Source organism: Azohydromonas caseinilytica (assembly GCF_012927045.1).
Lineage (GTDB): Bacteria > Pseudomonadota > Gammaproteobacteria > Burkholderiales > Burkholderiaceae_C > Azohydromonas > Azohydromonas caseinilytica.
The window spans coordinates 33,974-60,568 of record NZ_JABBFW010000033.1; the positions used below are offsets into that span (position 1 = coordinate 33,974).

26 protein-coding genes are annotated in these 26,595 nt (G+C 73.0%); 18 read left to right on the forward strand and 8 right to left on the reverse strand.

The window, feature by feature from the left end:
• Nucleotides 1-184: 184 nt before the first annotated feature.
• Nucleotides 185-2,746 carry a chemotaxis protein CheW gene (locus HHL10_RS26345; RefSeq protein WP_169163388.1) on the reverse strand — a complete coding sequence of 854 codons (2,562 nt, stop codon included), beginning with the start codon at nucleotides 2,744-2,746 and terminating at the stop codon, nucleotides 185-187.
• Between the two features lie 359 nt (nucleotides 2,747-3,105).
• On the opposite strand from HHL10_RS26345, the gene HHL10_RS26350 reads away from it, so the two are divergent.
• Nucleotides 3,106-3,879, forward strand: coding sequence for a calcium-binding protein (locus HHL10_RS26350; protein ID WP_169163389.1), 774 nt, complete (start codon nucleotides 3,106-3,108; stop codon nucleotides 3,877-3,879).
• Between the two features lie 591 nt (nucleotides 3,880-4,470).
• Here the strand turns inward: HHL10_RS26350 and HHL10_RS26355 are convergent.
• The 7 genes from HHL10_RS26355 to sctU form a co-directional block, all read right to left on the reverse strand.
• Entirely contained in the window at nucleotides 4,471-5,115 is a 645-nt protein-coding gene (locus tag HHL10_RS26355; RefSeq protein WP_169163390.1) for a hypothetical protein, read from the reverse strand.
• Nucleotides 5,116-5,141: 26 nt separating this feature from the next.
• Nucleotides 5,142-5,366 (reverse strand): hypothetical protein, encoded by a 225-nt coding sequence (locus HHL10_RS26360; RefSeq protein ID WP_169163391.1) that lies wholly within the window; start codon nucleotides 5,364-5,366, stop codon nucleotides 5,142-5,144.
• Entirely contained in the window at nucleotides 5,363-5,788 is a 426-nt protein-coding gene (locus HHL10_RS26365; RefSeq protein WP_169163392.1) for a hypothetical protein, read from the reverse strand. The genes HHL10_RS26360 and HHL10_RS26365 overlap by 4 nt, the downstream gene beginning before the upstream one ends.
• Nucleotides 5,789-5,811: 23 nt before the next feature.
• Nucleotides 5,812-6,537 (reverse strand): DUF6683 family protein, encoded by a 726-nt coding sequence (locus HHL10_RS26370; RefSeq protein ID WP_169163393.1) that lies wholly within the window; start codon nucleotides 6,535-6,537, stop codon nucleotides 5,812-5,814.
• 83 nt (nucleotides 6,538-6,620) lie between these two features.
• A complete protein-coding gene (locus tag HHL10_RS26375) occupies nucleotides 6,621-7,322 on the reverse strand; it encodes a hypothetical protein (protein ID WP_169163394.1) in 702 nt (233 codons plus the stop codon).
• A gap of 215 nt (nucleotides 7,323-7,537) precedes the next feature.
• Nucleotides 7,538-7,846, reverse strand: coding sequence for a FliO/MopB family protein (locus HHL10_RS26380; RefSeq protein WP_205833229.1), 309 nt, complete (start codon nucleotides 7,844-7,846; stop codon nucleotides 7,538-7,540).
• The gene (gene sctU, locus HHL10_RS26385) at nucleotides 7,843-9,036 is read right to left on the reverse strand and encodes a type III secretion system export apparatus subunit SctU (RefSeq protein ID WP_169163396.1); all 1,194 of its coding nucleotides are present in this window, start codon (nucleotides 9,034-9,036) and stop codon (nucleotides 7,843-7,845) included. Before sctU ends, HHL10_RS26380 begins: the two co-directional genes overlap by 4 nt.
• A gap of 259 nt (nucleotides 9,037-9,295) precedes the next feature.
• On the opposite strand from sctU, the gene HHL10_RS26390 reads away from it, so the two are divergent.
• The 17 genes from HHL10_RS26390 (at nucleotide 9,296) to HHL10_RS26470 (ending at nucleotide 26,473) form a co-directional block, all read left to right on the forward strand.
• Nucleotides 9,296-10,153: a lytic transglycosylase domain-containing protein gene (locus HHL10_RS26390; RefSeq protein ID WP_169163397.1), complete on the forward strand. Its 858-nt coding sequence runs from the start codon at nucleotides 9,296-9,298 to the stop codon at nucleotides 10,151-10,153.
• A 79-nt stretch (nucleotides 10,154-10,232) separates the two neighbouring features.
• Nucleotides 10,233-12,179 carry a flagellar biosynthesis protein FlhA gene (locus tag HHL10_RS26395; RefSeq protein WP_169163398.1) on the forward strand — a complete coding sequence of 649 codons (1,947 nt, stop codon included), beginning with the start codon at nucleotides 10,233-10,235 and terminating at the stop codon, nucleotides 12,177-12,179.
• 257 nt (nucleotides 12,180-12,436) lie between these two features.
• Nucleotides 12,437-14,179 carry a type III secretion system outer membrane ring subunit SctC gene (sctC, locus tag HHL10_RS26400; RefSeq protein ID WP_169163399.1) on the forward strand — a complete coding sequence of 581 codons (1,743 nt, stop codon included), beginning with the start codon at nucleotides 12,437-12,439 and terminating at the stop codon, nucleotides 14,177-14,179.
• 259 nt (nucleotides 14,180-14,438) lie between these two features.
• Nucleotides 14,439-15,590, forward strand: a complete 1,152-nt coding sequence (locus tag HHL10_RS26405; protein ID WP_169163400.1) for a SctD/MshK family protein — start codon at nucleotides 14,439-14,441, stop codon at nucleotides 15,588-15,590.
• Nucleotides 15,591-15,644: 54 nt separating this feature from the next.
• Nucleotides 15,645-15,953, forward strand: coding sequence for a hypothetical protein (locus tag HHL10_RS26410; protein ID WP_169163401.1), 309 nt, complete (start codon nucleotides 15,645-15,647; stop codon nucleotides 15,951-15,953).
• A gap of 13 nt (nucleotides 15,954-15,966) precedes the next feature.
• Nucleotides 15,967-16,401 (forward strand): hypothetical protein, encoded by a 435-nt coding sequence (locus HHL10_RS26415; protein WP_235971811.1) that lies wholly within the window; start codon nucleotides 15,967-15,969, stop codon nucleotides 16,399-16,401.
• A 159-nt stretch (nucleotides 16,402-16,560) separates the two neighbouring features.
• A complete protein-coding gene (gene sctJ / locus HHL10_RS26420; RefSeq protein ID WP_169163402.1) occupies nucleotides 16,561-17,400 on the forward strand; it encodes a type III secretion system inner membrane ring lipoprotein SctJ in 840 nt (279 codons plus the stop codon).
• Nucleotides 17,397-17,921: a hypothetical protein gene (locus tag HHL10_RS26425; RefSeq protein WP_169163403.1), complete on the forward strand. Its 525-nt coding sequence runs from the start codon at nucleotides 17,397-17,399 to the stop codon at nucleotides 17,919-17,921. Before sctJ ends, HHL10_RS26425 begins: the two co-directional genes overlap by 4 nt.
• Nucleotides 17,918-18,574 (forward strand): FliH/SctL family protein, encoded by a 657-nt coding sequence (locus tag HHL10_RS26430; RefSeq protein ID WP_169163404.1) that lies wholly within the window; start codon nucleotides 17,918-17,920, stop codon nucleotides 18,572-18,574. The genes HHL10_RS26425 and HHL10_RS26430 overlap by 4 nt, the downstream gene beginning before the upstream one ends.
• A 160-nt stretch (nucleotides 18,575-18,734) precedes the next feature.
• On the forward strand, nucleotides 18,735-20,066 hold the full coding sequence (locus HHL10_RS26435; protein ID WP_169163405.1) for a FliI/YscN family ATPase: 1,332 nt from the start codon (nucleotides 18,735-18,737) through the stop codon (nucleotides 20,064-20,066).
• Nucleotides 20,063-20,524 (forward strand): hypothetical protein, encoded by a 462-nt coding sequence (locus tag HHL10_RS26440; protein ID WP_169163406.1) that lies wholly within the window; start codon nucleotides 20,063-20,065, stop codon nucleotides 20,522-20,524. The genes HHL10_RS26435 and HHL10_RS26440 overlap by 4 nt, the downstream gene beginning before the upstream one ends.
• A gap of 374 nt (nucleotides 20,525-20,898) precedes the next feature.
• On the forward strand, nucleotides 20,899-21,510 hold the full coding sequence (locus HHL10_RS26445) for a hypothetical protein (protein WP_169163407.1): 612 nt from the start codon (nucleotides 20,899-20,901) through the stop codon (nucleotides 21,508-21,510).
• A 109-nt stretch (nucleotides 21,511-21,619) separates the two neighbouring features.
• The gene (locus HHL10_RS26450) at nucleotides 21,620-22,249 is read left to right on the forward strand and encodes a DUF6683 family protein (RefSeq protein WP_169163408.1); all 630 of its coding nucleotides are present in this window, start codon (nucleotides 21,620-21,622) and stop codon (nucleotides 22,247-22,249) included.
• Between the two features lie 34 nt (nucleotides 22,250-22,283).
• Nucleotides 22,284-23,417, forward strand: coding sequence for a hypothetical protein (locus HHL10_RS26455; protein ID WP_169163409.1), 1,134 nt, complete (start codon nucleotides 22,284-22,286; stop codon nucleotides 23,415-23,417).
• A 335-nt stretch (nucleotides 23,418-23,752) separates the two neighbouring features.
• A complete protein-coding gene (locus tag HHL10_RS31265; protein WP_169163410.1) occupies nucleotides 23,753-24,751 on the forward strand; it encodes a sensor histidine kinase in 999 nt (332 codons plus the stop codon).
• Nucleotides 24,752-24,759: 8 nt separating this feature from the next.
• Nucleotides 24,760-25,437 (forward strand): response regulator transcription factor, encoded by a 678-nt coding sequence (locus HHL10_RS26465; RefSeq protein ID WP_169163411.1) that lies wholly within the window; start codon nucleotides 24,760-24,762, stop codon nucleotides 25,435-25,437.
• A gap of 13 nt (nucleotides 25,438-25,450) precedes the next feature.
• Nucleotides 25,451-26,473, forward strand: coding sequence for a hypothetical protein (locus HHL10_RS26470; RefSeq protein WP_169163412.1), 1,023 nt, complete (start codon nucleotides 25,451-25,453; stop codon nucleotides 26,471-26,473).
• Nucleotides 26,474-26,595: the final 122 nt, after the last annotated feature.

Genomic DNA, 26,595 nt, shown 5'->3' on the forward strand with positions numbered 1-26,595 from the left:
CGTACTGAGGTATCGAAGTACGAATCCGACAGGCGGCGACGGTGGCACCGCGGCAGGGGCCGTTCATCCTTCGATACCTCAGGACGAACGGGATGACTTCACTCAGAAGCCAGAAGTGGAATGAGAGGGGCGGCCGGCCGATGGGCGGGGCGCGCCATGCGGGGCCCCGCAGCGGACGCGGCCCTCACCCCACCGCCATCAGCCGCGGCGCCGGCTCCGCGTCGGGCCGGCGCAGCAGCGGGCGGCCGCTGAGCCAATCGCGCAAGCGCTGCACGTCCAGCACCTGGATGAGCTGGCGGCCCTCGTCGGCCGTGAGCAGCTGCGTCACCAGCGGCGGGTGCGCGTCGCCGCTCCAGGGCGCCTGCTGCGCCTGCGAGGCCGGGAAGGTCCACACGCCGTGCAGGTCGCTCACCAGCAGGCCCAGCTCGAACTGCTCGCTGCGCAGCACCACCACCTGCCCGCCCGCGGCCAGGTCGGTGCCGGGCCCGCCCAGCAGCGCATCCAGGTCGAACACCGACACGTGGCGCAGCACCACCCCGTCGCGGCGCAGCGCCAGCATGCCCACGCGGTGCGTGCGGCCCGCCGAGGGCAGCCGGTGCACCTGCGACGCGGGCTGCGCCTCCACCACCTGATCCGCGCGCACCGCGAACATCTCGTCGCCCAGGCAGAAGGTGGCGTACTCCATGCCCGGCTCGCCGCGGCCCGCGGTCGGCGGCACCAGCTGCGTGCGCCGGCGCGCCGCGGCGCGGCCCTCCTGCACCGGGCCCAGCGGCTGCAGCGTCACCGCCAGCACCTCGTCGCCGTAGCCGTCGCACAGCTTGAACTCGCGGTAGCCGGGCGAGGCGGCCACGCCCAGCACCATGTACTGCCCATCGCGCACCACGATGCGCGCCCCGCCCTGCCCGCGGCCGAGCTGCAGCATCTCCGGCGGCAGGCCTTCGAGCCGGCCCAGCGCCGCCAGCCTGGGATCGTTGGCGCAGACGATGCGGCCCTCGCGGTCGATGAAGGCGGCGAGCTCGTCGGCGCGGCCCGCCAGCGCGCCGTGCAGCATCGCTTCGAGCTGCGGAGCGGTGTCGAAGACGATGCCGATGCCGCCCAGCACGCGGACGTCACCGGGGTCGCGGATCGCGGCGTGGTAGACCCAGGTGGGCCGCCCGCCGTAGAGCGCACTGGGGCGCAGCGGCGTGACGTGGTACTGCTGCCCGTCGCGCAGGCCCAGCACTGCCTCCAGCGTGTCGCCTTCGATGCGGGTGCCCACGACGCTGCTGCCATGGCCGTCCATCGCATGGCTGGCGGCCACGATGCGCCCGCCGCGGTCGTACACCACCAGCCGCGTGTAGACGGTGTAGAGCGAGTTGATGTGCTTGAGCACGCGCGAGGCCTCGTCGGCCAGCTGCCGGCTGTCGGGCGCGGCCAGGCAGGCGCCGAGCTCGGGCGCCAGTGCCCACCAGCGACAGTCATTGGCGCGCTCGTACAGGTTGCGGTCCAGCAGCTCCACCAGCCACTGCGCCGTGAAGCGCGCGTCGCTCAGGCGCGAGGCCAGCGCGGTGTCGCACAGCTCGTGGATCGAGCGCGTGAACAGCGCGTCGCTGCGCGAGCCGTTGCTGGTGATCTGCTCCAGCACGGTACGCAGCGCGCGCTCGTCGCGGTGCTGCGTCGGCGCCATGACCTGCCCGTTCCACACCACGCGGCGCACGGCGTCGGCGGCCACGATGATGTCGTGCAGCGGCGGGCAGAAGCTGGCCGAGTGCCCCAGCAGCCCGTCCACCACCGGCTCCTCCAGGGTGTCGACCACGCCCGCGCGCGCGGTGCTGAAGGCCAGGTCCAGCGGCACCATGGTCTGCGTCTTCCACCCCGGCGGGCCGGGGTAGCCCTGGAAGCCCTGGGCCAGGAAGGTCTGCACCAGGTACTTGCGCCCGGCCCAGGTGCGCAGCGCCACTTCCTCGCCGGTGTTGGTGGGCACCTGCACGCCCACCGGCATCCAGGCCGGCTCGGCGCTGGCGATGATGCGGTCGTCGCCGTCGAGCACCACCAGGTTGGCGCGGCCGTTGCGCGTGTGGCGCGAGGCGAAGATGCCCGCCATCTCGGTGCTGAAGCCGAACACCAGGCACAGCACGCCCACGGGCTGGCCGCTGAGCGGATGCAGCATGCGCTGCGAATACACCAGCGCCGAGGCGCCGCCGGGCTCCAGCGCCGTCGGCCCGAAGGTTTCCACGTAGCCGTCCGTCGCCAGCGTGCGCGCCACGAAGGTGTCCTCGCAGCGCTTGAGCCCCTCGGCACAGCCCGCGGCGGCCTGCACGTGGCCGTCCGGGCCGAGCAGCGCGATGGTGTCGTACACGGTGTACTTCTCGCGGTAGGCGCGCAGCCGCTCGGTGGCCTGTGCCCTGTCCATGCCCTCGCCGGCCAGGAACTCGCGCAGCGCGCGGTCGGTGGCCAGGAAGCCCACGTCGGCCGTGCGCTCGTAGAGGTTGCGCACCAGGGCATCGATGGCGTGGCGCGCGGGCGTGCCCACCTCCACCATCAGGTTGGCCACCTTCTGGCGCGCGAAGCTGGCAATGAGGTCGCGCTCCAGCGCCTCGAAGCCTTCGCGCGTGGCCGCCAGCATCGACAGCAGCCCCTGCGTGCCGTCCGGGCAGCTCATCCGCGCCGTGGCTTCGATCAGCCGCCACATCAGGCTGATGTCGCGCAAGGAGGCTTCACAGCTCACGACATCCCGCATGTGCGGCAAGCAGTCGTCGTAATTCATGGAAAGGATGTCGCCCAAAGAGAAGTTGCATCTTGTTTCGCAATGCGCGTGCCACAAGCCTCCAGAGGCCGCCATAAGGACATCGCCTCAAGGCCGCACCTGGTTGATGCCCGTCAAGCACGCTGCTGGTGCCTTGCGCACCAAGACGGGCCACGGCGTCTGGCCGGCATGAGCCGGCGCACCGTGAGAGGACGGTTGCGCCCGCGACCGCTTCAAGCCGGTGCGCACCGCACCAGCATTGGGAGCGTGCCTAGCTGCCGAGCGTCCCGACTGTGCGGCAAAGGGCTGGACGTCTTGAATACGGACAGCGGCACCGAATTCCCGGTCCGCAGCACCCCAGTCCAGCAAAGGAGCGCACCATGAACACCATCGGTCCCGGCGGCTGCATGCCGCCCTCGCCCAACCACGTCGTCAACGGCACCTCGGGCGACGACACCGTTCACATCTCCAAGGCCGACGGCCTGCTCGGGGCCCTGGGCCTGTACGAGGTCAACGTCAACGGCCAGACGCAGCTCATGACCAAGCAGCAGCTGGAGAACACCCAGTTCAACCTCGGCGCCGGCAACGACGTGCTGGTGGTGGACAAGGACGTCAAGGCCAACATCAGCGCCAACGGCGGCAGCGGCAACGACGTGCTGATCGGCGGCGGCGGCAACGACAACCTCAAGGGCGGCAGCGGCAACGACCTCATCGCCGGTCGCGGCGGCAACGACAGGATCGATGGCGGCAGCGGCAACGACATCCTGCTCGGCGGCAAGGGCAACGACTGCATCCGCGGCGGCAGGGGCAATGACTACATCGACGGGGGCCGCGGCAACGACGATCTGCGCGGTGGCCGCGGCAACGACCACATCGATGGCGGACGCGGCAACGACTACATCGACGGCGGGCGCGGCAACGACCGGCTGCACGGCGGCCCCGGCAACGACCACATCGACGGCGGACGCGGCAACGACCACCTCAAGGGCGGCTCCGGCAACGACCGGCTGCATGGCGGTCCCGGCCGCGACCACCTCGACGGCGGGCGCGGCAACGACCGCCTGGACGGCGGACCGGGCCACGACCACAACCACGGTGGCCCGGGGCTGGACCACGTCCGCTTCGACTGGGCCGACCTGTTCCATCGGCGTTGAGCCTCCGCTTGCCGGCGTGGGCCGCGGGCCGACGCTGCAAACGTTCTTTCAGGCCCGCGCAAGCGGGCCTTGTTTTGGCGGTGGCTGCTGTCCGGGGGAAGTTGCCGGTTGTTGGCGGCCAGCTGATGCGGTCCGCTCACCACTGCGTCATTCCCGCGAAGGCGGGAACCCAGGCGGTCCCCAAGCTGCCCGTAAGCCAGTCGATTGGGGTGGGTGCCAAGGATTTGTAGCGTCGTGATGCCTACATCAGCTCTGGCGCTCTGGCGTGGGACCACCTGGGCGCTCACCAAGGGTGGGCGCCTCCGCGGGGATGACGAAAGGTAACCAGGGCGGCTCACGGCCAACCGCCAAAGGCTTTCCCCGCACTGCGGCGCACCAAGCGCGCGCGCCCGCGAACCGCCCAAGGCCGCTACCGCGGGCCGCCAGCAGACCAATGCCTGCCGGCGACCCGCGGTGCGCCTCCCGCGCTTCTCCCCATCTTGGCGACAGGCACCATGGTGCTGCCACTCCCTCCAAGGTCCTGACGTGCAGCAACGGCACGCCGCGCCGGTGCGTTGTACGGGCAAACCCTTGCCATGGTCTTGATCGTCCTCAGCGCCCGGCCATCGCCGCCAGCACATCGGCCCGGGGCTGCTGCAAGGCGCACAGGAAGCGGGCGCTGGCGTCGAAGGAGTCCGCGCCCTGGCTCCAGGCCAGCGCCAGCGCGCGCAGCGCCTCGCGCGTGGCACGCGACAGCGCCCCGCCGATGGGGTCGCCCGCGTCGGCCAGCAGCTTCTCGCAGTACAGCAGCCGCGCCTCGGGGCAGCAGGCGATGAGGTCCATCAGCGCGCGCGCCGCGACGTGGAACTGCGCCGCGCTCAGCGCGCAGGCCGGCTCGGTCTGCGCATGCCAGGCGCACAGGTATTCCAGCGGTCCCAGCTGGCGCGTGCGGCCCCAGGCCGCCGCCTCGGCGCCGGGCGCGCCCGCGCCCCAGGCGCTGCGCCGCCCGCTGGGCAGCCGGCCCGTGCGCAGCGCATGCACCAGCGCGCGCGCCACCGCCGCCTTGGCGGCATGGTCGCCCTGCCGGCCCACCAGCCACAGCAGCCGGATGAAGGCCGGATAGAGCTCGTCGCCCAGGCCCTGCGCCACGGCCGCCAGCAGCGCCACGCGGTCCTCGTCGCCCGGCAGGTCGATGCAGCCGTCCACCAGCGCCTGCGCGGCGGCGGCCCATTGGGGTTCGGACAACAGGGCAGCCATGGTGCGAAGCCGTGCGCGCGTGAGTCTCAGGCCGGGCCGCGCCCGTCCAGCAGGAAGTCGAGCACCCGCGCCGCATGCGCCTGCACGCTCAGGCCGCGCGCCGCGGGAGCCACGTCGGCAGCAATGCCGTCGCAGCGCAGCGTGTCATCGAACCATGCCGCAGCGCCGTTGCGGCCGTCCGCGGCCGGCGCGGGGCGCGGCGCGGCGGGCCAGCCCGCAGCGCCCAGGGACCAGGCGGGAATGCCGCTCATGCCGTGCCCCCTTCGGGCCCCTTGTCACCGGCCCCGCCAGCCCTGGCCCGCGCATCACCCTCATGGCGCTGCGCCGGCTCCAGCCGGGCCGGCTCGTGCGGCTCGCGGCGCAGCGGCACGGGCGGCTCCAGGCGGCGGACGGCCCGCTCCTCCTCCGCCCGCACCGCGCGGTCGTGGATCTCGGCGGGGTCGTTGTCCACGCAATGGTCCCAGCCGGGATTGACCATCGGGAGCCACACCGCCACCGGCCGCCATTCGTAGCCCTTGAGCACCCAGCGCGTCTCCAGCGACTCGGTGGCGCGCCAGGCCGGCGCGTCCGGCTCCAGCGTTCCGGTTCGGTCCGTGCGCGCGTCCTGCACGGGCTCGATGATCGGGACGGACCTGAAGAAGAAACCGTAGATGGGAGCGATGGGGAAGATCACGGCCGGCCTCCGTCGTGTCGTGGCTAGCGCAGCGCCAGGCCGCGCTCGGTGAGCTGCACGCGCTCGGCATCGACCTTGAGCAGCTGCTCCAGGTAGTCCTTGCCGGCGGCGCGCAGGCGCTGCTCCAGCGCGGGATCGGGCTGCTGCTGCAGGCCGAGCTGCGCGGTGACGGTGAGCATGCCGACGATGGCCAGCTGCTCGTACATCTCCTGCCTGTCCTGCAGCGGCGCGCCGGTCTGGGCCGGCTCGGCGGCGAGGATGGCGCGCATCTGCGCCACCAGCGGCGGGAAGTACCCTTCGGGCAATTCGACGTTGCGGTAGGCCGAGTAGGCCCCGGTGAGATAGACCGCGGCCGCCCCGGCCAGGTCGCGCGGCGGCAGGCCGTACTTCTTCTCGACCAGGCGGTAGCCCGCCAGCAGCTGCTCGAAGTTGCGCTGCGCGCGCGCGCGCTGCTGCGGCGGGTACTGCGCCGCCATCGCCGCGGGCACCTGCGCCGCGCGCTCGGGCAGCACGGTGCTGGCGGCCGCGGCCCGGGCGCTGCCGGGGGCCGGCGTGGCGGCGGCCTGGGCGTTGCGGCGCACGGCGCGCGCCACCGGATCGACCAGGCTGCGCTGGTGGCGCCACATGAAGCTGTCGAGCTGGCGCGTGGCGAACTCGTTGTCGCGGCTGGCCCAGCTGTAGTCCTCGGCATGCAGCGGCAGCGCCGCCGCGGCCACGCACAGCACGGCAAGCACCTTCCTGGCATCCATGCACGGCTCCTTGAAGAGACGGCGGCGGCAGCTGCCCTCCACGGGCACCCCCGCCGCCTGGCGCACCGTGGACAAGCGCGAACTTACTGCGCGCGGGCCACCGTGGAGATGGAATTGCCAATGGCGTCGCCGATGGATTTGGTGACGTTGGCCAGCACCTCCTGCAGCTTGGACTCGGCCTTGAACTCCTCCATCTTGTCGAACTGCGCCTTCTGCGAGCCGGCGGAGTCGTTGCCCGCGCCCAGCACGTCCGACACCTCCTTGGACAGCTTCTCCAGCTTGGCCGCCTGCTGGTTCTGGACCTCGCCCAGCGCCTGCATCAGCGCCACGAACCAGCTCTTGCCGCCCTTGCCGCCGCCTTCGGCGCCGTTGGCCCCGCCCTTGCCGTCGCCCTTGCCGTCACCGCCACCCTCCTTCTTGTACTGCTGGAAGGCATCGACGATGTCCTTCATCAGGCCCTTGGAGAAGTCCTCGAAGGCCTTGCCCAGCTTGCCGCCGAGGAAGTCGCTGACGTCGTTGCCGCAGTGCTGCTTGTTCTGGCCCAGGGCCTCGTCCACGGCGCCCTTGACGATGTCGCCGATGAACTTGGGCATGCCCAGGTCCTTGCAGATCTGGTCCACCGCGCCCTTGACCGCGTCGCCGATGGCGCCGCCCATCAGGTTGTTGAGGGCACTGGCCATCTGCAGCTGCGGGAAGGCCATCTTGCACATGTCCAGGCCGCTGCTGATCAGGCCGCCGATGAGACCGCCGCCACCGCCACCGATAATGCCGCTCAGGATAGACATGATTCACTCCTTCGTGTTTCGGGCGCCGATGGGTTGGAAACCGCGCCCTGGTTGCTGAAGTAACCGCCCGCGTTGCCACGGGCCTTGCTTTCGCCTGCGCTGCCTGCGGCCGGTGGGCCGTTTGCATCGCTGACGGAACCGATTAAAGGCGCTGGCCGCCTTCCCCGACAGTCCGGACGTGCGGCAGCCCGTAGCGGCCGCAGTCAGGAACGTTCCTAGTCGGAATCCCCGCCGGTCAGGGCTTTTTCGGCTGCCTCCACCGGCGCGGGCCAGTGGGCGATGGTGCTGATGCCGCCGCTGGCGACACCCAGCAGCCAGCGCTCGCCGCGGTGCTCGACCAGCACCACGCGCTCCTTGGTGCCCACGGGCAGCGCCCGCACGAAGCGCAGCGCGTCGCTGCCCACGGAGCCCGGCAGAGCGCGCGACGCGCCACCTGAGAGCCGGCCGCGCAGCAGGCGCAGCGCGATCCACGCCAGCGCCAGCACCAGGGCCAGCGCCGCCAGCATGCGGGCGAAGTTGCTCACGAACGCTTCCATGACGGGTCCGGGTAGTGGGTCAGGTCCTCGCCCGGCGCGGCAATGCGCGGCGCGGGCAGCGGGGATTGGGCTTCGCCCTCGGCCTCGCGGCGCTGGGCCTCGACACGCTCGCGCACCTCGCGCGCCCACAGGATCACCTCGGCGATGATCTCGAACAGGTCGCCGGGCACGATCTCGCCGGGCTCGCCGCGCTTGAGCAGGTCCCGCGCCAGCGGCACGTTGCGCACGATGGGCACGCCGGCCTCCTCGGCGGCCTCGCGCATGGCGCGCGCCACGTGGTCCTCGCCCTTGGCGGCGATGGTCGGTACCGGCGAGCTCTCGCGGTCGTAGTCGATGGCGATGGCCACGTGCGTGGGATTCACCACCAGCACGTTGGCGTTGCGCGCGGCCTGCGCCTGGTTGCGCTGCGACCATTCCTGGTGCGCCTGCTTGCGCTGCTGCTTGATGATCGGGTCGCCCTCGCTTTCCTTGTACTCCTGCTTGATGTCGCGCAGGCTCATGCGCATCTTTTTCTCGAAGGCATGGCGCTGGTAGACGAAGTCCAGCATCGCCACGAGGGCGAACACGCCCAGCGTCCACAGCACCAGGCGCGAGGTGAGGTCCCAGGTCAAGGCGCCGATCACCTGCGGCGACTGCTGCGGCGAGCGCGCCAGGCCCACGAGCTGCGGCAGCGCCGCGCGCAGCACCAGCCAGCCGATGCTCAGCAGCAGCGCCGCCTTGATGATGGCCTTGAGCACCTCGACGAGGTTGTCCAGCGAGAACATGCGCTTGACGCCGCCCACCGGGTCCATGTTCTCCAGCTTCGGTTTCACCTTTTCGAAGGTCAGGATCGGGCCCGTTTGCAGGAACTCGATGAGCAGGCCCGCGGCGGCCACCGGCGCCAGCAGCAGCGCGGTGAGCATCAGGCCCGCTTCGAGCGCCTGCATGCCCAGCGCGCGCACCGCGCCGGCAAAGCCCGTGACGGCCCAGCCGCGGCCGATGGTGGTGAAGAAGGCCTCGAACAGCGCGCCCAGGCGCTGCGTGGCCTCGCCCACGGCCAGTCCGCCCAGGCCCAGCCACACCCCCAGCAGCAGCGTGCTGCCCAGCTCCTTGCTCTTGGGTACGTCGCCCTTCTTGCGCGCGTCCTGCAGGCGCTTGGGTGTGGGCTTCTCGGTCTTGTCGCCGCTGTCTTCGGCCATGGCGCGGACTCCTGAGGGGTCGTGACGGCCCTGGGTTGCGGCTGCTTCCGATCAGGTTCATTCCCAACTGCGGGTGTTCCCAATCGGCTGCGCTGGGGCGGCGGAACGTGCAACGCACTGCGCAACCGTGAACTGCTGCATGGATGGCGACGGCAGGCTCTCGTGATGGGCGGCTCCGCCCTGCCCGCCCCAAGGAGGGATGAACCGCCCGGGCCGCCACGGCAACCCAGCGCCACTAAGGGTCACGCCTGGAGCCGACATGAAGCCGCCCGCCGTCCGAACCATCCCTGCCCGCCGCACGCCGCGGCCGCTCATGCTCATGACCAGCGGCCTGCTGCTCGCCACGCTGCTGGCCTGTGTTCCCCAGGCCCGCGCGCAGCAGCCCTGCCAGGGCAAGCTGCCCGACGCCAAGGCCGCGGAAAAGGGCCCCGACACCGAGAAATTCCGCCTCATCGCCCAGCAGTGCAACGTGCTGGAGGAGCCGGGCAGGCTGCACCGCGCGGCGCAGCTCGATCTCTACGACCGCGGCCCGGCCTCGGTGACGATCCGCATGTCCGAGCCCGAGGCCGACCCCTACGCCGCGCCGCTCGCGCCACCGGCGGTGCAGCCGCAGATGCTGCCCGCTCCACGCCGTACGCCCTCGCTGGACAGCCATGGCCGCCGCGTGCTGGTGGTGGCGCCGGCACTGCTGAGCGCGGCGCGCGCCAACGGCATCGACCCGCTGCTGATGCACGCCATCGCGCACGTCGAGTCGCGCCACAACCCCGGCGCCATCTCGCACGCCGGCGCGCGCGGCGTGATGCAGGTGATGCCCGCCACCGGCAAGCGCTTCGGCGCGGGCGGCGACGCCGAACGCAGCCTGCTCGACGCCCACACCAACACCCAGGCCGGCGCGGCCTACCTGCGCACGCTGCAGCAGCGCTACGGCGGCGACCTGACGCGCATCCTCGCCGCCTACAACGCCGGCGAAGGCGCGGTGGCCAAGTACAACGGCGTGCCGCCCTACGCCGAGACCCAGGCCTACGTGCGCGAGGTCGCGGCGGTGTACCGGCGGCTGCAGCAGGAGTTCGGCGTCTCGCCCGGCGGCGAGATCGTGGCCAGGCTCGGGGGGCAATGATGAGCACTTCCGCACGGCCGCTCCGAAGGGAGTGCTCCGCCCCCCGTGGGGGGGCCGCGCGCAGCGCAAGGGGGTTCAAATGAGCATGGCCGACTTCTTCCGCAGCTCGGCCAAGGCGCACGAGAGCGTGCTGGCGCGCTACAGCGACCTGCTGCTGGTCGCGGGCGTGGTGGCGATCGTGGCGCTGATGGTGCTGCCGCTGCCGCTGTGGCTGATCGACCTGCTGGTGGCGGCCAACATCGCCTCGGGGCTGATGCTGCTGCTGCTGGCCATCTACATCCAGTCGCCGCTGGAGTTCTCGGTGTTCCCCAGCGTGCTGCTGATGAGCACGCTGTTCCGGCTGTCCCTGTCCATCGCCACCACGCGCATGATCCTGCTGCACGGCGAAGCGGGCCACATCATCGACACCTTCGGCAAGGTGGTTGCGGGCGGCAACCTCGTGGTCGGCCTGGTGGTGTTCCTGATCATCACTGTGGTGCAGTTCATCGTCATCGCCAAGGGCGCCGAGCGCGTGGCCGAGGTGGCGGCGCGCTTCTCGCTGGACGCCATGCCCGGCAAGCAGCTGTCCATCGACTCCGACCTGCGCTCGGGCCTGCTCGACAAGGACGAGGCCAAGCGCAAGCGCAAGGCGCTGGAGCAGGAAAGCAAGCTCCACGGCAGCCTCGACGGCGCCATGAAGTTCGTCAAGGGCGACGCCATCGCCGGCATCGTCATCATCGCCATCAACCTGCTGGGCGGCCTGGCCGTGGGCGTGATGCAGCAGGGCCTGGACATCGGCACCGCCATCTCCAAGTACTCGATCCTGACCATCGGCGAGGGCATGGTGGCGCAGGTGCCGGCGCTGCTGGGCGCGATGTCGGCGGGCCTGATCGTCACGCGCAGCGGCGACGATGACGACAAGCACCTGGGCGACGCCATCCGCAAGCAGCTCACCGCCAAGCCCCGCGTGCTGCTGGTGGCCGGCGGGCTGTGCGTGCTGATGGCGCTGGTGCCCGGCTTCCCGGTGGGCGCCTTCCTGGCGCTGGCGCTGCTGGGCGTGAGCGCCGGCGTGCTGCTCACCCCGGCCTGGCGCGAGCGGCTGCAGCAGTCGCGCCACCCGGCCGTGCGCGGCCTGATGCGCAAGCTGCAGACGGCCCCGCCGGTCACCGCCACCGCGCTGCCGCAGGCGCGGCCCTCGGTGCCGCTGCTGCTGCGCGTGCCGCAGCGGCTGCTGGCCAACGAGGGCGCCACGCGCCTGAGCCGCGCGCTGGAGCAGGTGCTGAACGATTTTCAACTTCAGCTCGGCCTGAGCTTGCCGCGCGTGCACCTGCATGGCGCGGGCGAGGACGGCTGGGAGCTGCTGGCTTTCGAAGTGCCGCTGGCGCAGGGCGAGCTGCCGGCCGAGGACATCCACCACGGCCTGGCCGAGGCGCTGCGCCGGCACGCGCCGCTGTTCCTGGGCATCCAGGACACCACGCAGCTGCTCACGCGCGCCTCCAACGACATGCCCGATGTCATCAAGGAGGTGCTGCGCGCGCTGCCCGTGCAGCGCGTGGCCGAGGTGCTGCGCCGCCTGGTGGCCGAGGGCGTGTCCATCCGCAACCTGCGCGACATCCTGGAGGCGCTGTCCGACGCCGCCCAGCGCGAGAAGGACGCGCACTCGCTGGCCGAGATGGCGCGCGTGGCGCTCAAGCGCCAGATCAGCTGGCAGGTCGCACCCACGGGGCAGCTGCGCGCGCTGATGCTGGAGCCGGCGCTGGAAGAGCTGCTGCGCCAGGGCGTGCGCACCAACAGCGCCGGCTCGCAGCTGGCGCTGGAGCCGGCCGTGGCGCAGCGCATCAGCCAGGCGCTGTGCGCGGCCGTGCGCCGGCACCAGCCCTCGGCGGTGCTGACGCCCATCGACATCCGCTGGCACGTGCGGCGGCTGGTCGAGGCCGAGTGCTTCGACACCCCCGTGCTGTCCTACCACGAGCTCATGCCCACGCTGCAGCTCGACGTGATCGACCGCGTGGCCCTGCCGGCCGCGCCGATGCTGGAGGCCGCGTGACCGCTCTCATACCCATTCCATCAAGCCGTCGGTCCTTCCGATCCGTTCGTCCTGAGGTATCGAAGGACGAATCCGACAGGCTCGGAGGCCTGCCACACAGCGGGGGCCGTTCATCCTTCGATACCTCAGGACGAACGGAAAACCAACACGGCGTTCTGGCGCCTCACGGGGTTCGTATCAGCCGTGGTCTGCGCGCCCTGCGCCGCGCCCTCTGCGCCCTGCTCTTCGCCGCCACGGCCGCCGCCACGGCTGCGCCCATGCCCAATGCCGGGCGGCCGGTGTCGATCACCGCGCGCGAGCAGCCCATCGCCGCCTTCCTGCAGAACCTGTTCGCCTCGGTGGACGTGCCGGCCGTGATCAGCCCGCAGCTCGCGGGCAGCGTCAACGGCAGCTTCAGCGGCCCGGCCGAGCGCGTGCTGCGCGACGTGGCGCGCGTCTACAACCTGGTGGCCTATTACGACGGCTCGGCCATGCACGTGGTGCCCGCGGCCGAGCTGGTCACGCGCAGCCAGGCGCTGTCCGCGCCCGCCGCCGACCGCGTGCTGCGCGAGGCCCAGGCGCTGGGCCTGCCCGATGCGCGCAACTCGCTGCGCCTGACCTCGGGCGGCCAGCTCGTCATCAGCGGCACCAGGCGCTTTGCCGAGCAGGTCGATGAGCTGATCCGCAGCGCGCAGTCGGCCCAGGCCGCGGCCACGGCACCGGCCGCGCCGGGGCAGATGGACTTCAAGGTCTTCTACCTGCGCTATGCCTGGGCCCAGGACACGACGGTGAACCTCGGTGGCCGCCAGATCGTGGTGCCGGGCGTGGCCTCGATCCTGCGCTCGCTGGTGGGCACGCGCCCCATCGGCGCCGGCGCGCAGGACGTGGCGCTGCGGCCCACCCTTCCGAAGCTCAAGGGCCAGGGCCTGGCCTCGCAGGGCATGGCGCCCACCGCGAGCGAGCGCGGCAAGGAGTCGGCCGACGCCGCGCGCGGGCGCGCCGTGGACGCGCTGGTCAACGCCCTCAACAGCACCGCGGTGCAGCCCGGCGAGGCCGGCCTGGCGGCCAGCGCCCCGGCCGCGGCGGGCCCGGCCTACGACCCGCGCAGCGTGAGCATCGAGGCCGAGCCGCGCCTGAACGCCATCATCGTGCGCGACGTGGCCGAGCGGCTGGCGCGCTACGAGCAGCTCATCGCCGCGCTGGACGTGGAGCCGCAGTCGCTGGAGATCGAGGCGACGATCATCGACGTCAACACCGACCGGCTGCGCGAGCTGGGCATCAACTGGCGCTGGAGCAATGCCGGCAACTCGGCCTCCTTCGGCAGCCTGGCGGCGGGCACGATCGGGCGCGGCGCGGTGGTGTCCACGGTGCTGGGCTCGATCGGGCAGTTCATCGCCCGCATCAACGCGCTGCAGGCCGAGGGCGCGGCGCGCGTGGTGTCCAGCCCGCAGGTGGTGACGCTCTCCAACGTGGAGGCGGTGTTCGACAACACCTCCACCTTCTTCGTGCGCGTGGCCGGGCGCGAGGAGGTGGACCTGTTCAACGTCAGCGCCGGCACCTCGCTGCGCGTGACGCCGCACGTGTTCCGCGACCGGGAGCAGACGCGCATCAAGCTGCTGGTCAACGTCGAGGACGGCTCGCTCACCGGGCGCCAGGTGGACCAGATCCCGATCATCGAGCGCTCCTCCATCAACACGCAGGCGCTGATCGCCGAGGGCGAGAGCCTGCTCATCGGCGGCATGACGCGCGAGGTGTCGTCCGCCAACGTGGACAAGGTGCCGGGCCTGGGCGACGCGCCGGTGGTGGGCAACCTGTTCAAGAACCGCACCAACTCCAGCGCGCGCGTGGAGCGCATGTTCCTGATCACGCCGCGCCTGGCCTCCTCGCGCCCCGCGCCCACCAACACCGCGCTGCAGCCGGCCGTGGCGCCGGTGGCGGCCGCACCGGCCGCCGGCGCGCGCTACACGCCGGAGCGGCCGCCGGTGGAGATCGATCTGGAGGCGATGGGGGCGGGGCGATGAGCCACACGCAATTCACGGAGTTTCTGAACCCACCGCCCCGTTCGTCCTGAGGTATCGAAGGTCAAACCCGCAAGGCTGTAGCGATGCCCGTGGAGTCGTCGCCTCCCGACCCGTTCGCCCTGAGGTATCGAAGGGCGAATCCGGAAGGCTCATACGCCTGCCGCATGGCAAGGGCCGTTCATCCTTCGATACCTCAGGACGAACGGAAAAACCAACGCCCTTCCAGGGCGAACGGGAAAGGCCAATGAGCGAGCCACCCATGGATTCCAACGCTTTCAACTCTGATAACGCCCCCCTGGAGCTGCGCGTCCTGGAAGGCCCGCAGGCCGGCGCGCGTGCGCCGCTGGCGGGCACCTGCCTGCTCGCCCTGGCCGACGGCAGCGCGGCCGACGAGGAGGCCGACCTGCTGCTGCACGACGCCGCCGGCCAGGCCGCGCGCGTGCGCATCGCCGCCGCCGGCGGCCACGCCCTGCTCGAAGTGCTGGCCGGCACGGTGGAGCTCGATGGCGAGCCGCTGGAGGCCGGGCGCGTCGCCCCCTGGCCGATGCAGGCGCGGCTGCGCCTGGGCACCACGCTGCTGGCCTTCGGCCCGGCCGGGCGCGAGCACGGGGACGCGGCGGACGCGGAGCCGAAGTCGGAGGCGCAAGCCACCGCCGAGGCCTGGGCCGCCGCGCAGGCACGGTCCGGCGGGCTGCCGGCCATGGTGAAGCGCCGTGGCCGGGCCGCGGCCTGGATGCTGCCGGCCGGCCTGTTCGCCACGCTGGGCGGGCTGGCGGCGCTGACGCTGGCGCTGGTGTGGGGCGCCGGCAACAAGGCACCCGCGCCCGCGAAGCCGCCCGCGCTGGTCGAGGCGCTGCAGGGCAGCGAGTTCGCGTCGCTGGACGTGGTGCGCGACGCCTCGGGGCGCCCCGAGATCCGCGGGCGCCTGGCGACGCTGGCCGAGCGCGCGCGGCTGGACGCTTGGCTGGCGGCGCGGCAGTTCACGCCGGCGGTGCAGGTGCAGGTCGATGAGGGCCTGGCGCGCGACGTGACCAACACCTTCCGCGTCAACGGCGTGGCGGTGCAGGCGCGCGTGCTGGGCGCGGGCGAGGTGGCGGTGGAGGCCAGCGAGCCCGATGCGCAGCGCCTGGAGCGCGCCCAGGAGGTGGTGCGCCGCGACGTGCGCGGGCTCAGGCAGCTCGCGGTGGCCAACCGCGCCAAGCCCGAGCCGCCGCCGGCGCCGCCGGTGCCCGACGACCCCGGCAAGCGCATCGCCTCGCTGGTGCCGGGCGACCCGGCCTACCTCGTCACGGCCGACGGCGCGCGCTACTTCGTCGGCGCCATGTTGCCCACCGGGCACCGCATCACCCGCATCGACGGCCAGCGCGTGACGCTGGAGCGCGCCGGCGAGGAATCGAGCTTGAACTTCTGACGCAGTCCCTGCAACCCACGGCCCATCACGCCTCACGAGGAAAGGAGACCCGCCATGACCACCAACACCAACTACACCCACCCGCTGGCGCTGATAGCCGCCGCGCCCATGCAGCAAAGCGGCAGCAAGGGCGGCAGCGGCCACTGGTTCGAGGCCATGGCCCGGGCCTGGGGCCAGACGCTGGACGCGCAGGCCGGGCGCATCCAGCAGCAGTCGGAGATCGTCGCCAACGGCGACGACACGCCGGCGGCGATCACGGAGCTGTCCACGCAGTCGCTCAAGATGAGCTTCCTGTCCAACAGCTCGCACACCGCCATCTCCTCGGTCGGCCAGGCGCTCGACACGCTGGCCCGCAAGCAGTGAGCGGGAGCGCGCCATGAGCATGGACATCGCGGCCCTGGCCTCCGGCCTGGGCTCCTCGGGCGGCGCGATGAGCGCCCTGCACGCCGCGGGCGCGTCGGCCGGTGGCGGCAACCCGGTGCAGGCCGGCTACGGCCTGTCGCTGGGAGATTTCAGCGGCTTCGAGGGCGCGCTGGCCCGCGTGGGGGCGCGGCTGGAGGCGCGCCCGGTGCAGGCCACCACCGAGGCCGCGCGCCAGCTCATGCGGCCCTTCGACCACATCAACACCGAGGCGGCCAAGCTCGCGGCGGAGGCGCACCAGGCGCAGGCCAGCGGCGCGGCCATGACGCCGGGCGAGGTGGTGATGCTCACGGTGCGCGCGCAGGAGTTCATGTTCCATTGCCAGCTCACCACGAACATCGCCAACCGCACCTCGGACGGGCTGCAGCAGTTGTTCAAGCAACAGTCCTGAGTGAGCCATGGCCGCCCCGATTTCTCTCGATCTGCACCCCGGAGGCTGACACGCCAGCCTCCCCTCGCCCGCACCGCGGGAGAGGGGCGGGTTGCCGCCCGGTGTTCGGGAGCCGCCTTTGAAGGAAACGCCTTCCCAGCACCCTGAAGGAGTCCCGCCATGCCCCGCGTCCCGCGCTTGAAACGGCTGTTCCTGCCCTTGGCCGTTGTCGCTCTCACCGCCTGCAACGAGCAGGCCCTGTACTCGCAGCTCTCCGAGCGCCAGGCCAACGAGATGGTGGCGGTGTTGCGCAGCGCCGGCATCGAGGCCGAGAAGCAGGGCAAGGACGGCGCGTTCTCCATCCTCACCCAGGCCGACGATTTCCCGGCCGCCGTGCGCGCCCTCTCCGCCCAGGGCTACCCGCGCGAGCAGTTCGACAGCATCGGCTCGGTGTTCAAGCGCGAGGGTTTCGTGTCCTCGCCGCTGGAGGAGCGCGCGCGGCTGGTGCACGCGCTGTCGCAGGAGATCGCCAACACCCTGGCCAGCATCGACGGCGTGGTGCATGCGCGCGTGCACCTGGTGGTGCCCGAGCGCCATCCGCTGGCCGACAAGGCCACGCCCTCGGCGGCCTCGGTGTTCATCAAGCACCGGCCGGACAAGGACATGACGGCCCAGGTCGCGCAGATCAAGGCGCTGGTGGTCAACAGCATCGAGGGCCTGCCCTACGACAACGTGACCGTCGCCCTCTTCCCGGCCGAGGAGCTGCCGGCCGAGCGCCCGGCCAAGGCCGCCGCCCCGGTCGGCGCGTCCGGCGCGGGGCTGCCCCTGCCGATGCTGGCCGGCTCCCTGGGCGGCGTGCTGCTGCTGGGCGGCGGCGGGATGCTGTGGCTGCGCCGCCGCGGCGCGGGCAGCCGGGACGACGGCGTCTCCATGGCGCCCAAGGCCCTGCCCGGCCCCGAGGCGCCGCATGAGGAGCTGCAAGCCATGCTGCGCCGCGCCGCCGGCGCCAAGCAGCCATGAGCGCGACGGCTGAAACGATGGCGCCACCGGCCGTCGCCACCCGCGCCCGCCGCCGTTGTCGCGCCGCCACCGCCGCGCGGCTGCTGGCCGCTGCGCCGGAGGCCGCCGCCGACATCGAGTGGGATGTGCTGGACGCCGCGCCCGCCTGGCTGGCACTGGACGCGGTGGCCTGCGCGCGGCTGCAGTGCCGTGTCGGCGCGCTGCTGTGCCAGGCCGAGCTGCGGCTGTGGATCGACCGCCCGCGCGTGGCCGCCGCGCGCGCCGCCGTGGGCGAGGCCTTCTGGAAAGCGCTGCTGGCGCGGCCCCCATTGCCGCTGCCGGCGCCGCCGCGGCTGGGTGAGGCCGCGCAGGTGCCGGAGCGGCTGCAGGCGCTGGGCGCGGCCGTGTTGTGGACGGCGCTGCCCGCGGGCCTGCGCCGCGCCGTCACGCCGCTGCTGGCCGCGCCGGCGCCGCTGGAGCTGCATCCCGAGGCGGCGCGCCAGCTGCTGGCGGCTGTCGAGACGCTGGAGATCGAGCCATGAGCTGGCTGCTGTGGCAGGCGGATGGGGCCACGCGCATCGCCTCGCCGCGCCTGGTGCTGCGCGCGGCCGAGGTGCCGGTGCTGCAGGACGCGCAGCGGCTGTGCGGCGAGCTGGCCGAGCTGCAGCGCGCCGAGGCGCAGCGCATCGCGGCCGTGCTGGAAACCGCGCGCACCGAGGGCGAGGCGCGGGGGCTGGAACAGGGGCGGCGCGCGGCGCGTGAAGAGCTGTCCGCCGCACTGCTGGCGCTGGGGCAGTCGGCCGAGGCCGAGCGCGCGCGGCTGCGCCGCGACACCGGCGTGCTGGCGCTGCAGGTGGTGCGCAAGCTGCTGGGCCGCTTTGCCCCGGACGAGGTGCTGGCGGCGCTGGCGGAGACCGCCGCGGCCGAGGTGGTGCCGGCGCAGCCGCTGGTGCTGCTGGTGCATCCCGACCAGGCCGACGCGGTGCGCGCGCGGCTGGCGGCGCGGGACACGCCGTTGGCGATCGAAGTGCGCGCCGACGCCGCCTGCGCGCCCGACGGCTGCCGCCTCGACACCGAGCACGGCAGCATCGACGCCTCGCTCGAAGGCCAGCTGACGCGGCTGGAGCAGGCCTGGGCGCCGCGGACTGAGCCAAGTAACGAAATTCCGGTATCCCAACCGATCCGTTCGCCCTGAGGTATCGAAGGGTGAATCCGACAGGCTGCAATGGCGGCCGAACAGCAGGGGCCGTTCATCCTTCGACGCGCCCGCAGGGCGCGCCCTGTGCTGAGGTTTCGAAGCATCAGGACGAACGGAAAAGCGGGCTGCGTACTTGGCGCTTCAGCGCCCGAGAGTCATGACCACCACTTTCACCACCGAATCCGACCGCCTGCTGCGCGCGCTGCACGGCACGCGCACGCTGGCCGAGCAGGGCCGCGTGGTGCAGGCCGGCGGCACGGTGCTGCGCGCCACCGGGCTGCGCGCGCGCATCGGCCAGCAGTGCCAGGTCTTCGACAGCGCCGAGGCCGGGCGCGAGCCGCTGCTGGCGGAGGTGATCGGCTTCTCGGGCCCGGAAGCCATCCTGGCGCCCTACGGCCCGCTGCTGGGGCTGAGCGTGGGCGCGGCGGTGCAGGCCCTGTCGGACGAGGCGCAGGTGCCCTACGGGCCGGCGCTGCTGGGGCGCGTGATCGACCCTTTCGGCCGCCCGCTGGACGAGCAGCCGCTGGACCCGCGCACGCTGCAGCACACCCCGCTGCATGCCGAGGCGCCCTCGCCGCTGAAGCGGCGCGGCATCGACACCCCGCTGCCCACGGGCGTGCGCGCCATCGACGCGGCATTGACCGTGGGCGAAGGGCAGCGCGTGGGCATCTTCGCCATGGCCGGCGGCGGCAAGTCCACCCTGCTGGGCATGCTGGCGCGCTGCGCCAAGGCCGACGTCAACGTGATCTCGCTCATCGGCGAGCGCGGACGCGAGGTGCGCGAGTTCCTGGACGACGCCCTGGGCGAGGACGGGCTGGCACGCTCGGTGGTCGTGGTCTCGACCTCGGACCGCCCGGCGCTGGAGCGCGTGCGTGCGGCCTATGCCGCCACCGCCATCGCCGAGGGGTTCAGGCGCGAGGGCAAGCGCGTCCTGCTGCTGATGGACTCCGTGACCCGCTTCGCGCGGGGGTTGCGCGAGCTGGGCCTGTCGGCGCTGGAGCCGCCGGTGCGGCGCGGCTATCCGCCCTCGGTGTTCGCGGAGATGCCGCGGCTGTTCGAGCGCGCGGGCAACGACGCGCACGGCTCCATCACCGCCTTCTACACGGTGCTGGCCGAGGACGAGGACAACAGCGACCCGGTGGCGGAGGAGGTGCGCTCCATCCTGGACGGGCACATCGTGCTGTCGCGCAAGCTGGCGCAGGCGCACCACTACCCGGCCATCGACGTGCTGGGCAGCGCCAGCCGCGTGTTCACGCGCGTGGCCGGCGCCGAGCACCGCGCCGCCGCGGCGCGGCTGCGCACGCTGATGGCGCGCCATGCCGAGGTGGAGTTCCTGCTGCGCGTGGGCGAGTACCAGGCCGGCAGCGACCCGGTGGCCGATGCCGCCATCGAGCGCATGCCGGCGATCAAGGCGCTGCTGCAGCAGCACGCCGAGGAGCCCACGGGCTTCGAGGAAACGATTGACCGGCTGCGGGAGACGGTGGAGTGATCCGCGAGGCCCGCGAGCTGCTGCGCCTGCGCGCGTTGCGCGTGCAACGGCTGCGCGCGCGCTGCGCCGAGGCGCAGCAGGCGGTGGACGAGGCGCTGCGCGTGCTGCGCGAGCGCCAGCGCTCGCTGGAGGCGCGCCGGCGCGAGATGGCGCAGCTCACGCACAGCCTGGTGCACGAGCTGGCGCCGGCGCTGCCGCGCTGGGCCGGCGTGGCCGGCGCCGAGCGCGAGCGCCTGGCCGACCGGCTGGAGCGGCTGGAGGTGGCGCTGATCGACGACGAGGAACACCTGGAGGCGATGCAGGAGAAGCTGCAGCAAACGCGCGCCGAGCTCACCCGCGCCCTGGCCGGCGAGGACGCCGTGCGCAGCCTGGCCGACGCGGCGCTGCGCGAGCGGGCGCGGGCGCAGGAGCTGCGGGGAGAAATGGAGGTGGAGGACCAGGGGCGCAGGAGGGGATGAACCTGGCACGTGGGAGGGGCAACTGAAGGAGGGACAGCCCCGTGATGGCGCGGGCTGTCCGAGAGGAGTTGCAGAGCGTTGGCCGCGAGCTGACGTGGATCGCTTACTACTTCGTCATTCCCGCGCAGGCGGGAACCCAGGTGCTCCCCACGCTGACCGTGAGCCAGCTGCTCAGCGTGCCGAGGACTTGGTGTCGCAATGCCTGCATCAGCGCTGACGTGCTCACGTGGGACCGCCTGGGTCCCCGCCTGCGCGGGGATGACGAAGTGGTGGGGAGAGCGAATCGGCTCACGGCCGGCATCCACCAGCCACTCCAGACAGCCGCATATCTGTGCGGCGCAACAGCTGTCCTTCTTAGCTTGCCTGGAGAAACCGTGAATTCCACCACCACAACGACTTCCCGCACCAGCTCCGCGGCCCCGGCCCACTCCCGCGACGACGACCGCCGCGCCGCCCCCGATAAGCGCAGCGTCGCCGACTTCGAGCGCGCGCTGCGGCAGCGTTCCAAGCTGCAGGACCAGGGCGGCCGGCAGGACCAGGCCGGGGACACCGAGCCGCCGCCGCTGGAAGCCGCCCTGCCCGCGCCGCCGCCTTCGTTCCCCGCCCCCTTTGCCCTGGTGCTGGCCCAGGCGCAGGCGCAGGCCACTCCCATCGAGGCACCACCGCCCGCGCGCGGCCTGGTGGAGCCGCCGCCCGCCGCGCTGCGCGCCGAGTTGTCGCAGCCCGCGCCCGGCGCTGCCGACGCCGCGCGCGCCTTCGAGGTGTCGCTGCGCGAGCCGCTGGGGGGCGGGGTGACGCTGCACGCCGTGGCGCCGGTGGCCGGCGCGGGCTGGACCTTGTCGGTGGGCGCGCATGGTTTGAACCCGCAGGAGCTGCGCCGCAACCTAGGACGACTCGAAGAGCGGCTGCGCGCCAAGGCCCTGCCGCACGAGCCGCTGGAGCTGCATCGCCACCCCGACCACCACCGCGAAGAAGACACGCCGTGACCGCCGACCTCCACACCCCAGCCGACCCCGGTGCCGCCGCGCGGCGGATCGCCCCCCGGGGCCGCACGCCGCGGCCCGCATCCCCGAGCACGACCGAGGAGACCTCCGCATGAACCTGCCCCAGCTCGCCAACGGCGCGGCCCGGACGCTGTCGCAGCACCTGCGGCACACGCTGCTCAATGCTGTCGCGGTGCGCGCCGCGCAGGCGGATACGGCGCCGCTGGTCGTGGCCCCGGCCCGCGTGCCGCGCGCGCCCGCGCTGCTGGCCGACGCGCTGCCCGGCAGCGCCGCGGCCCGCGAAGAGCGGCGCGCGCTGTTCACGCGCTGCCTGGCGCATTACCGCCGCGCCGTGAGCGCGGAGGCCGGCCGGGGCCAGGGCGACGACCTCGGCGCCGCGGCGGCGCATTTCGTGCTCGCCAACCTGCGCGCGCTGCAGGGCACGGACGCGACGCCGCCACAGTTCCAGGCCCTGCAGCGCCAGATGGCCGGCGTGCTGCGCATCGGCCTGGCCGATGCCGGAACGCGCGAGCAGCAGCTGCACTTCGAGAAATTCGCGCTGCTGGCGGTGTTGATGAGCGAAACCTGGACGCTGGCGCTGCGCCAGGGCCCCGCTGCCATGGCGCATGTGCGCCAGGCCGCGCACGGTTACCTGGTCGAGCTGCTGGGCCTGGAGCCGCAGCGGCTGGCGCTGGGCGACCAGGGCCTGGCGCTGCGCGCGGACGTGGCCTGCGCGGCCTGAGGCGGGACGGCAGGCCTGCGATCCGCATACCGCCATGGATGCCGCGTCTCTCCATGCCGCCCAGGCGCCGGACGCCGCCGCGGTGGCGCAGGCCCTCGCCGCCGCGGCCGAAGCCGGCGAGGGCGCATCGGCCATTGCCGGCGGGCCCGTCCCTGCGCCGGACGGCGTGGAGCGGCTGCTGCGGCGCGAGGGGCTGAGCGAGCGCCTGCTGGGCCCGGCGCAGGCCGCCACGCAGGAGCCCTCGGGCGCGCCGCTGGCCGGTGCCGACCCGAACGCCGAAGCCGCGACGCTGCAGCAGCAGGGCCGGCCGCAGGCCGCGAGTGAGGCGGCGCCGCATCCGCGCCAGGAGCCGAACGCGGCCAACGCCGCCCCCGGCGCCGGCGACTTCGCGCTGCCCGACGCGCAGCTCGCGCCGGCCGTGCTGGTGGGCTTGCAGGTCGATCCGGGCATCCCGTGGACGCTGCCGCCCCCCATGCCGCAGCCGCTGCAGGCCCGGGCGCGCGGCGAGGATGCGGCGCCGGAGCATGAGCCATCGCGGGAGACGGCGCGGGACGCCGAGGCCGAAGCCCAGGCGCAGGACGAGCAGACGCAGACGCAAGACGAGCCGCCTGCTCTTGAACCGCCACTCGACGCCGCCGCCGCGCGCCTGCGCACGCTGCTGCGCACCTTGCAGGCCACGCTGCGCAGCGCTGACGTCCCCGCGGCGCTGCGGGCCGCGGTAGATCAGTGGCGGCGCGGGCGCCACGTGATCCTGGCCTGCCCGCAGGGGCCACAGGCGCAGGGCCCGGCCTGGGTGTTCACCTTGGCGCCGAGGCAGCCCGGCCCGGGTGAACAGGCAACGACCACGCTGGCCGGTCCCTGCTTCGAGGCCTGGCTGCAGTGGCTGCAGCCGCCGCGCGCGCCCCACTGGTGCCACGCACGGCTGGTCAAGGAACACCACTTCTGGCATGGGCGCCGGCTGGTCGCGGCCGACGCTGCCCAGGCCACCGCGTGCGGCGTGCAGCTCGGCCCGCTGCTGGCCGAGCGCCGGCCCGGTTGCGCCGTCACCGTGCGTATTGGCGCGGCACGCAGCTTCTGGAACGCGCTGGGCGTGCAGTGGAGCGCGTTGCTGGTGGTGAGCTCGGTGCCGCTGGCGGGGTGTGCGGCGGCGGTTGAGGAGATGTCGTGATGAACGCCTTGCTTCGTGAGTCTTCGCCTTCGGACAGCTCCATGCCGGCGCAGTTGCACCGCTGGCCAGGGGAAGGTGATAGGCAGCAGCCGCAAGCTGACTCGCTTGGCTTACTACCTTGCCATCCCCGCGCAGGCGGGGACCCAGGCGGTCCCGCATCAGCATGTCAGAGCCAATGCAGGCACCAAGAGGCCGAGAGTCCTTGGCTTGTTACCCAAGCGGCTGACGGCAGGCATGGGGACCGCCTGGGTTCCCGCCTTCGCGGGAATGACGAGTCAGCGAGCGAGACAGCATCGCTCACGGGCTACCAGGGGCTCGCCGCCCTCGGCGACGCCGTGGCCGTGCTCGATGACTTCACGCGCCGCATCGCCTGGGCCAGCCCCGCGTGGCTGCGCCTGCTGCCCGCGCAGGGTGCCGGCACGCCGCTGCCGCAGCTGGAGCAGGCCCTGCCCGGCCTGGCGGCGGCCCGAGCCGTGGAGACGGAGACGCCGCAATGCCTGGTGCTGGGCGACGCGCATGAATGGCGGGCCGAGCTCACCGCCGCGGTCAACGGCCAGCGGCTGCTGCGCCTGGCGGACCGCCGCGAGCAGGGCCGCGCGCTGCAGCGCCAGCTCGATGCGCGCGAGCAGCTGCTGTTCACCTCGCGCGTGCTGTCGGTGGGCGAGATGGCGGCCACGCTGGCGCACGAGATCAACCAGCCCATCGGCGCCTGCGCCAACCTGCTGCGCGGCCTGCGCTCGCGGCTGTCGCGGCGCGGCAGCGGCCGGCTGCAGGAGGCCGAGGCCCAGGCGCTGGACCGCGCCATCGACCAGGTCATGTTCGCGGCGCGCGTCGTCGCCCGCATCCGCGAGTTCACCCACTCTCACCAGCCGCGCCGCGCGCGGGTGGACGTCAGCGCCCTGCTGCGCGCCACGGCGCCGCTGCTGGACTGGGACCTGCAGCGCAGCGGCACGCGGCTGGCGCTGGAGCTGCCCGAGGGCGAGGCCGCCGTCTGCGGCGACGAGGTGATGCTGCAGCAGGTGGTGATGAACCTCATGCGCAACGCGCTGGACGCGCTGCGCACCGACCCGCCGCCCGAGCCGCGCCTGGCGCTGCGGCTGCTGCGCCGCGCCGGCGAGATCGAGCTGCAAGTCAGCGACAACGGTTGCGGCCTCGACGACGAGGCACAGGCCAGGCTGTTCGTGCCCTTCGCCTCGACGAAACCCTCCGGCATGGGCATCGGGCTGTCGATCTGCCGCTCCTTCATCGAGCTGCACCAGGGCCGGCTGTGGTTCAGCCGCAATGGGGATCGCGGCGCGACCTTCCACGTGAGCCTTCCCACCATCACGCCTTGAGGACAAGCATGCGCACCATCTACATCCTCGACGACAACCCCGAATTCCGCGACGCGATGGACTTCTGGCTCGGCGGCGCGGGCTACGCGGTGCGGGCCTGGAGCGACCCGCACGAGGCGCTGGAGGCGCTGTCGCGGCGCGACCGCCACGAGGAAGCCTGCCTGCTGCTGGACGTGCGCATGCCGGCGATGTCGGGCCTGGACGTGCACGACGCGCTGCTGGAGAGCGGTGCGGCGCTGCCCGTGATCTACATGAGCGGCCATGCCGACGTGCCGCTGGCGGTACAGGCCATGCGCAAGGGCGCGGTCACGCTGCTGGAAAAGCCCTTCGACGACGACACGCTGGAGGCGGCGCTGCACAGCGCCTTCGCCTGGCCACAAGCCGGGGCGGAAGACGAGCCGGGCGCGCCGCGCCGGCCAATGCCCACGGCGCCCACCGCGCCCGTGGCGCTGGAGGGCGAGGACGCGCAGGCGCATGCGCGCTTCGTCGCCCGTGAGCGCTCGCTCACGCCGCGCGAGCGCGAGGTGCTGGGCCACGTGATCCAGGGCATCTACAACAAGAACATCGCCGACCGCATCGGGCTCTCGGTGAAGACGGTGGAGTTGTACCGGGCCCGCGGCATGGCCAAGATGCAGGCGCGCTCCGTGGCGCAGCTCACCCGCATGATGGTCAGCCAGCGGGCCTGAGGCGATGGACGCCGTGCTCGACTCCCCGCGCAGCGCCGACACCCTGCGCCCGCAGGCCGGTGCGGCGCCGGCGGCCTCGGCCGCGCCTTCCCCGGCAGCCGGCGCCGCTCCGCGCGGCAGCGTGTTCGAGGCCAGCGTGGCGGCCGGGCCGCTGCGGTTGCGCATCGACAGCCCCGCACTGCGCCATGCGCCGGATGCCGCGATCGCGCTGCAGCGCTGCGAGGCGCTGCTGGAGGCGCTGGAGGGCTGGATGAAGCAGCCGCTGCACTGGCGCTGGACCGAGATCCCGATCGCCCCCGCGCCGCGCGGCAGCCAGGCACGCGCGCAGTGGCGCCTGGACGAGGGCTCGGATGGCGTGTCCCTGCAGGGCAGCCTGGAGCTGCCCTGGGCGCTGCTGCGTGCCTTGCCGGCCCCTGAAGGCGTGCTGGCTGCGTGGCTGCAGTGGCCGGCGCTGCCGGCGCGGCTGCTGCTGTCCTGCCCGCGGCTGTCGGGCGAGGAGCTGGAGCGGCTGGAGCCCGGCGGCGCGCTGCTGCTGCCCGAGTCCTTCAATACCTCCTGGACCGGGCTGCTGCGCGCGGCCAGTGAGCCGGGCGGCGGCGTGCCGGTACGGCTGGATGCGCCGCTGGCGCCGCGGCTGGCGGCGGGCGAAGCGCCGGCGGCGTCGGCCGACAGCTCATCCCTACGCTGCGTTCGCCCTGAGCCCGTCGAAGGGCCTGTGGGCCAACCGGGCGCCAGGGCTTCGACAAGCTCAGCCCGAACGGAACCTTCCATCGAAGCTTTTACGGCGGATGGCCTGCAAGCCTGCGAAGTGCGCCTGGACCTGCCCCGCGCGCTGCCCGCGGAGCGCCTGGCCGGCTGGCCGGCGGGCGCGGTGCTCGACGGCGCCGGCCCGGGCGCCACGCTGTGGTTGCGCGCGCAGGGGCGCCGCCCGGCGCTGTGCCTGGCGCGCGGGCGGCTCATGCCCTGGGGCAGCGGCTGGGTGCTGGCCGTCGAGGCGCTGGGCGAGTCCGACGACGCCACGCTGCCGGTGTGCTGAGAAGCTGTGAACGATTTGCCTGCACCGAGCATGTTGAGCGGTACTGACGCGGCCAGCCGTGACGGTGCACGGGTGGGCCGTGGACGGCTGCAAGGCGCTCGCCGGGGCCGCCATGCCCGGCA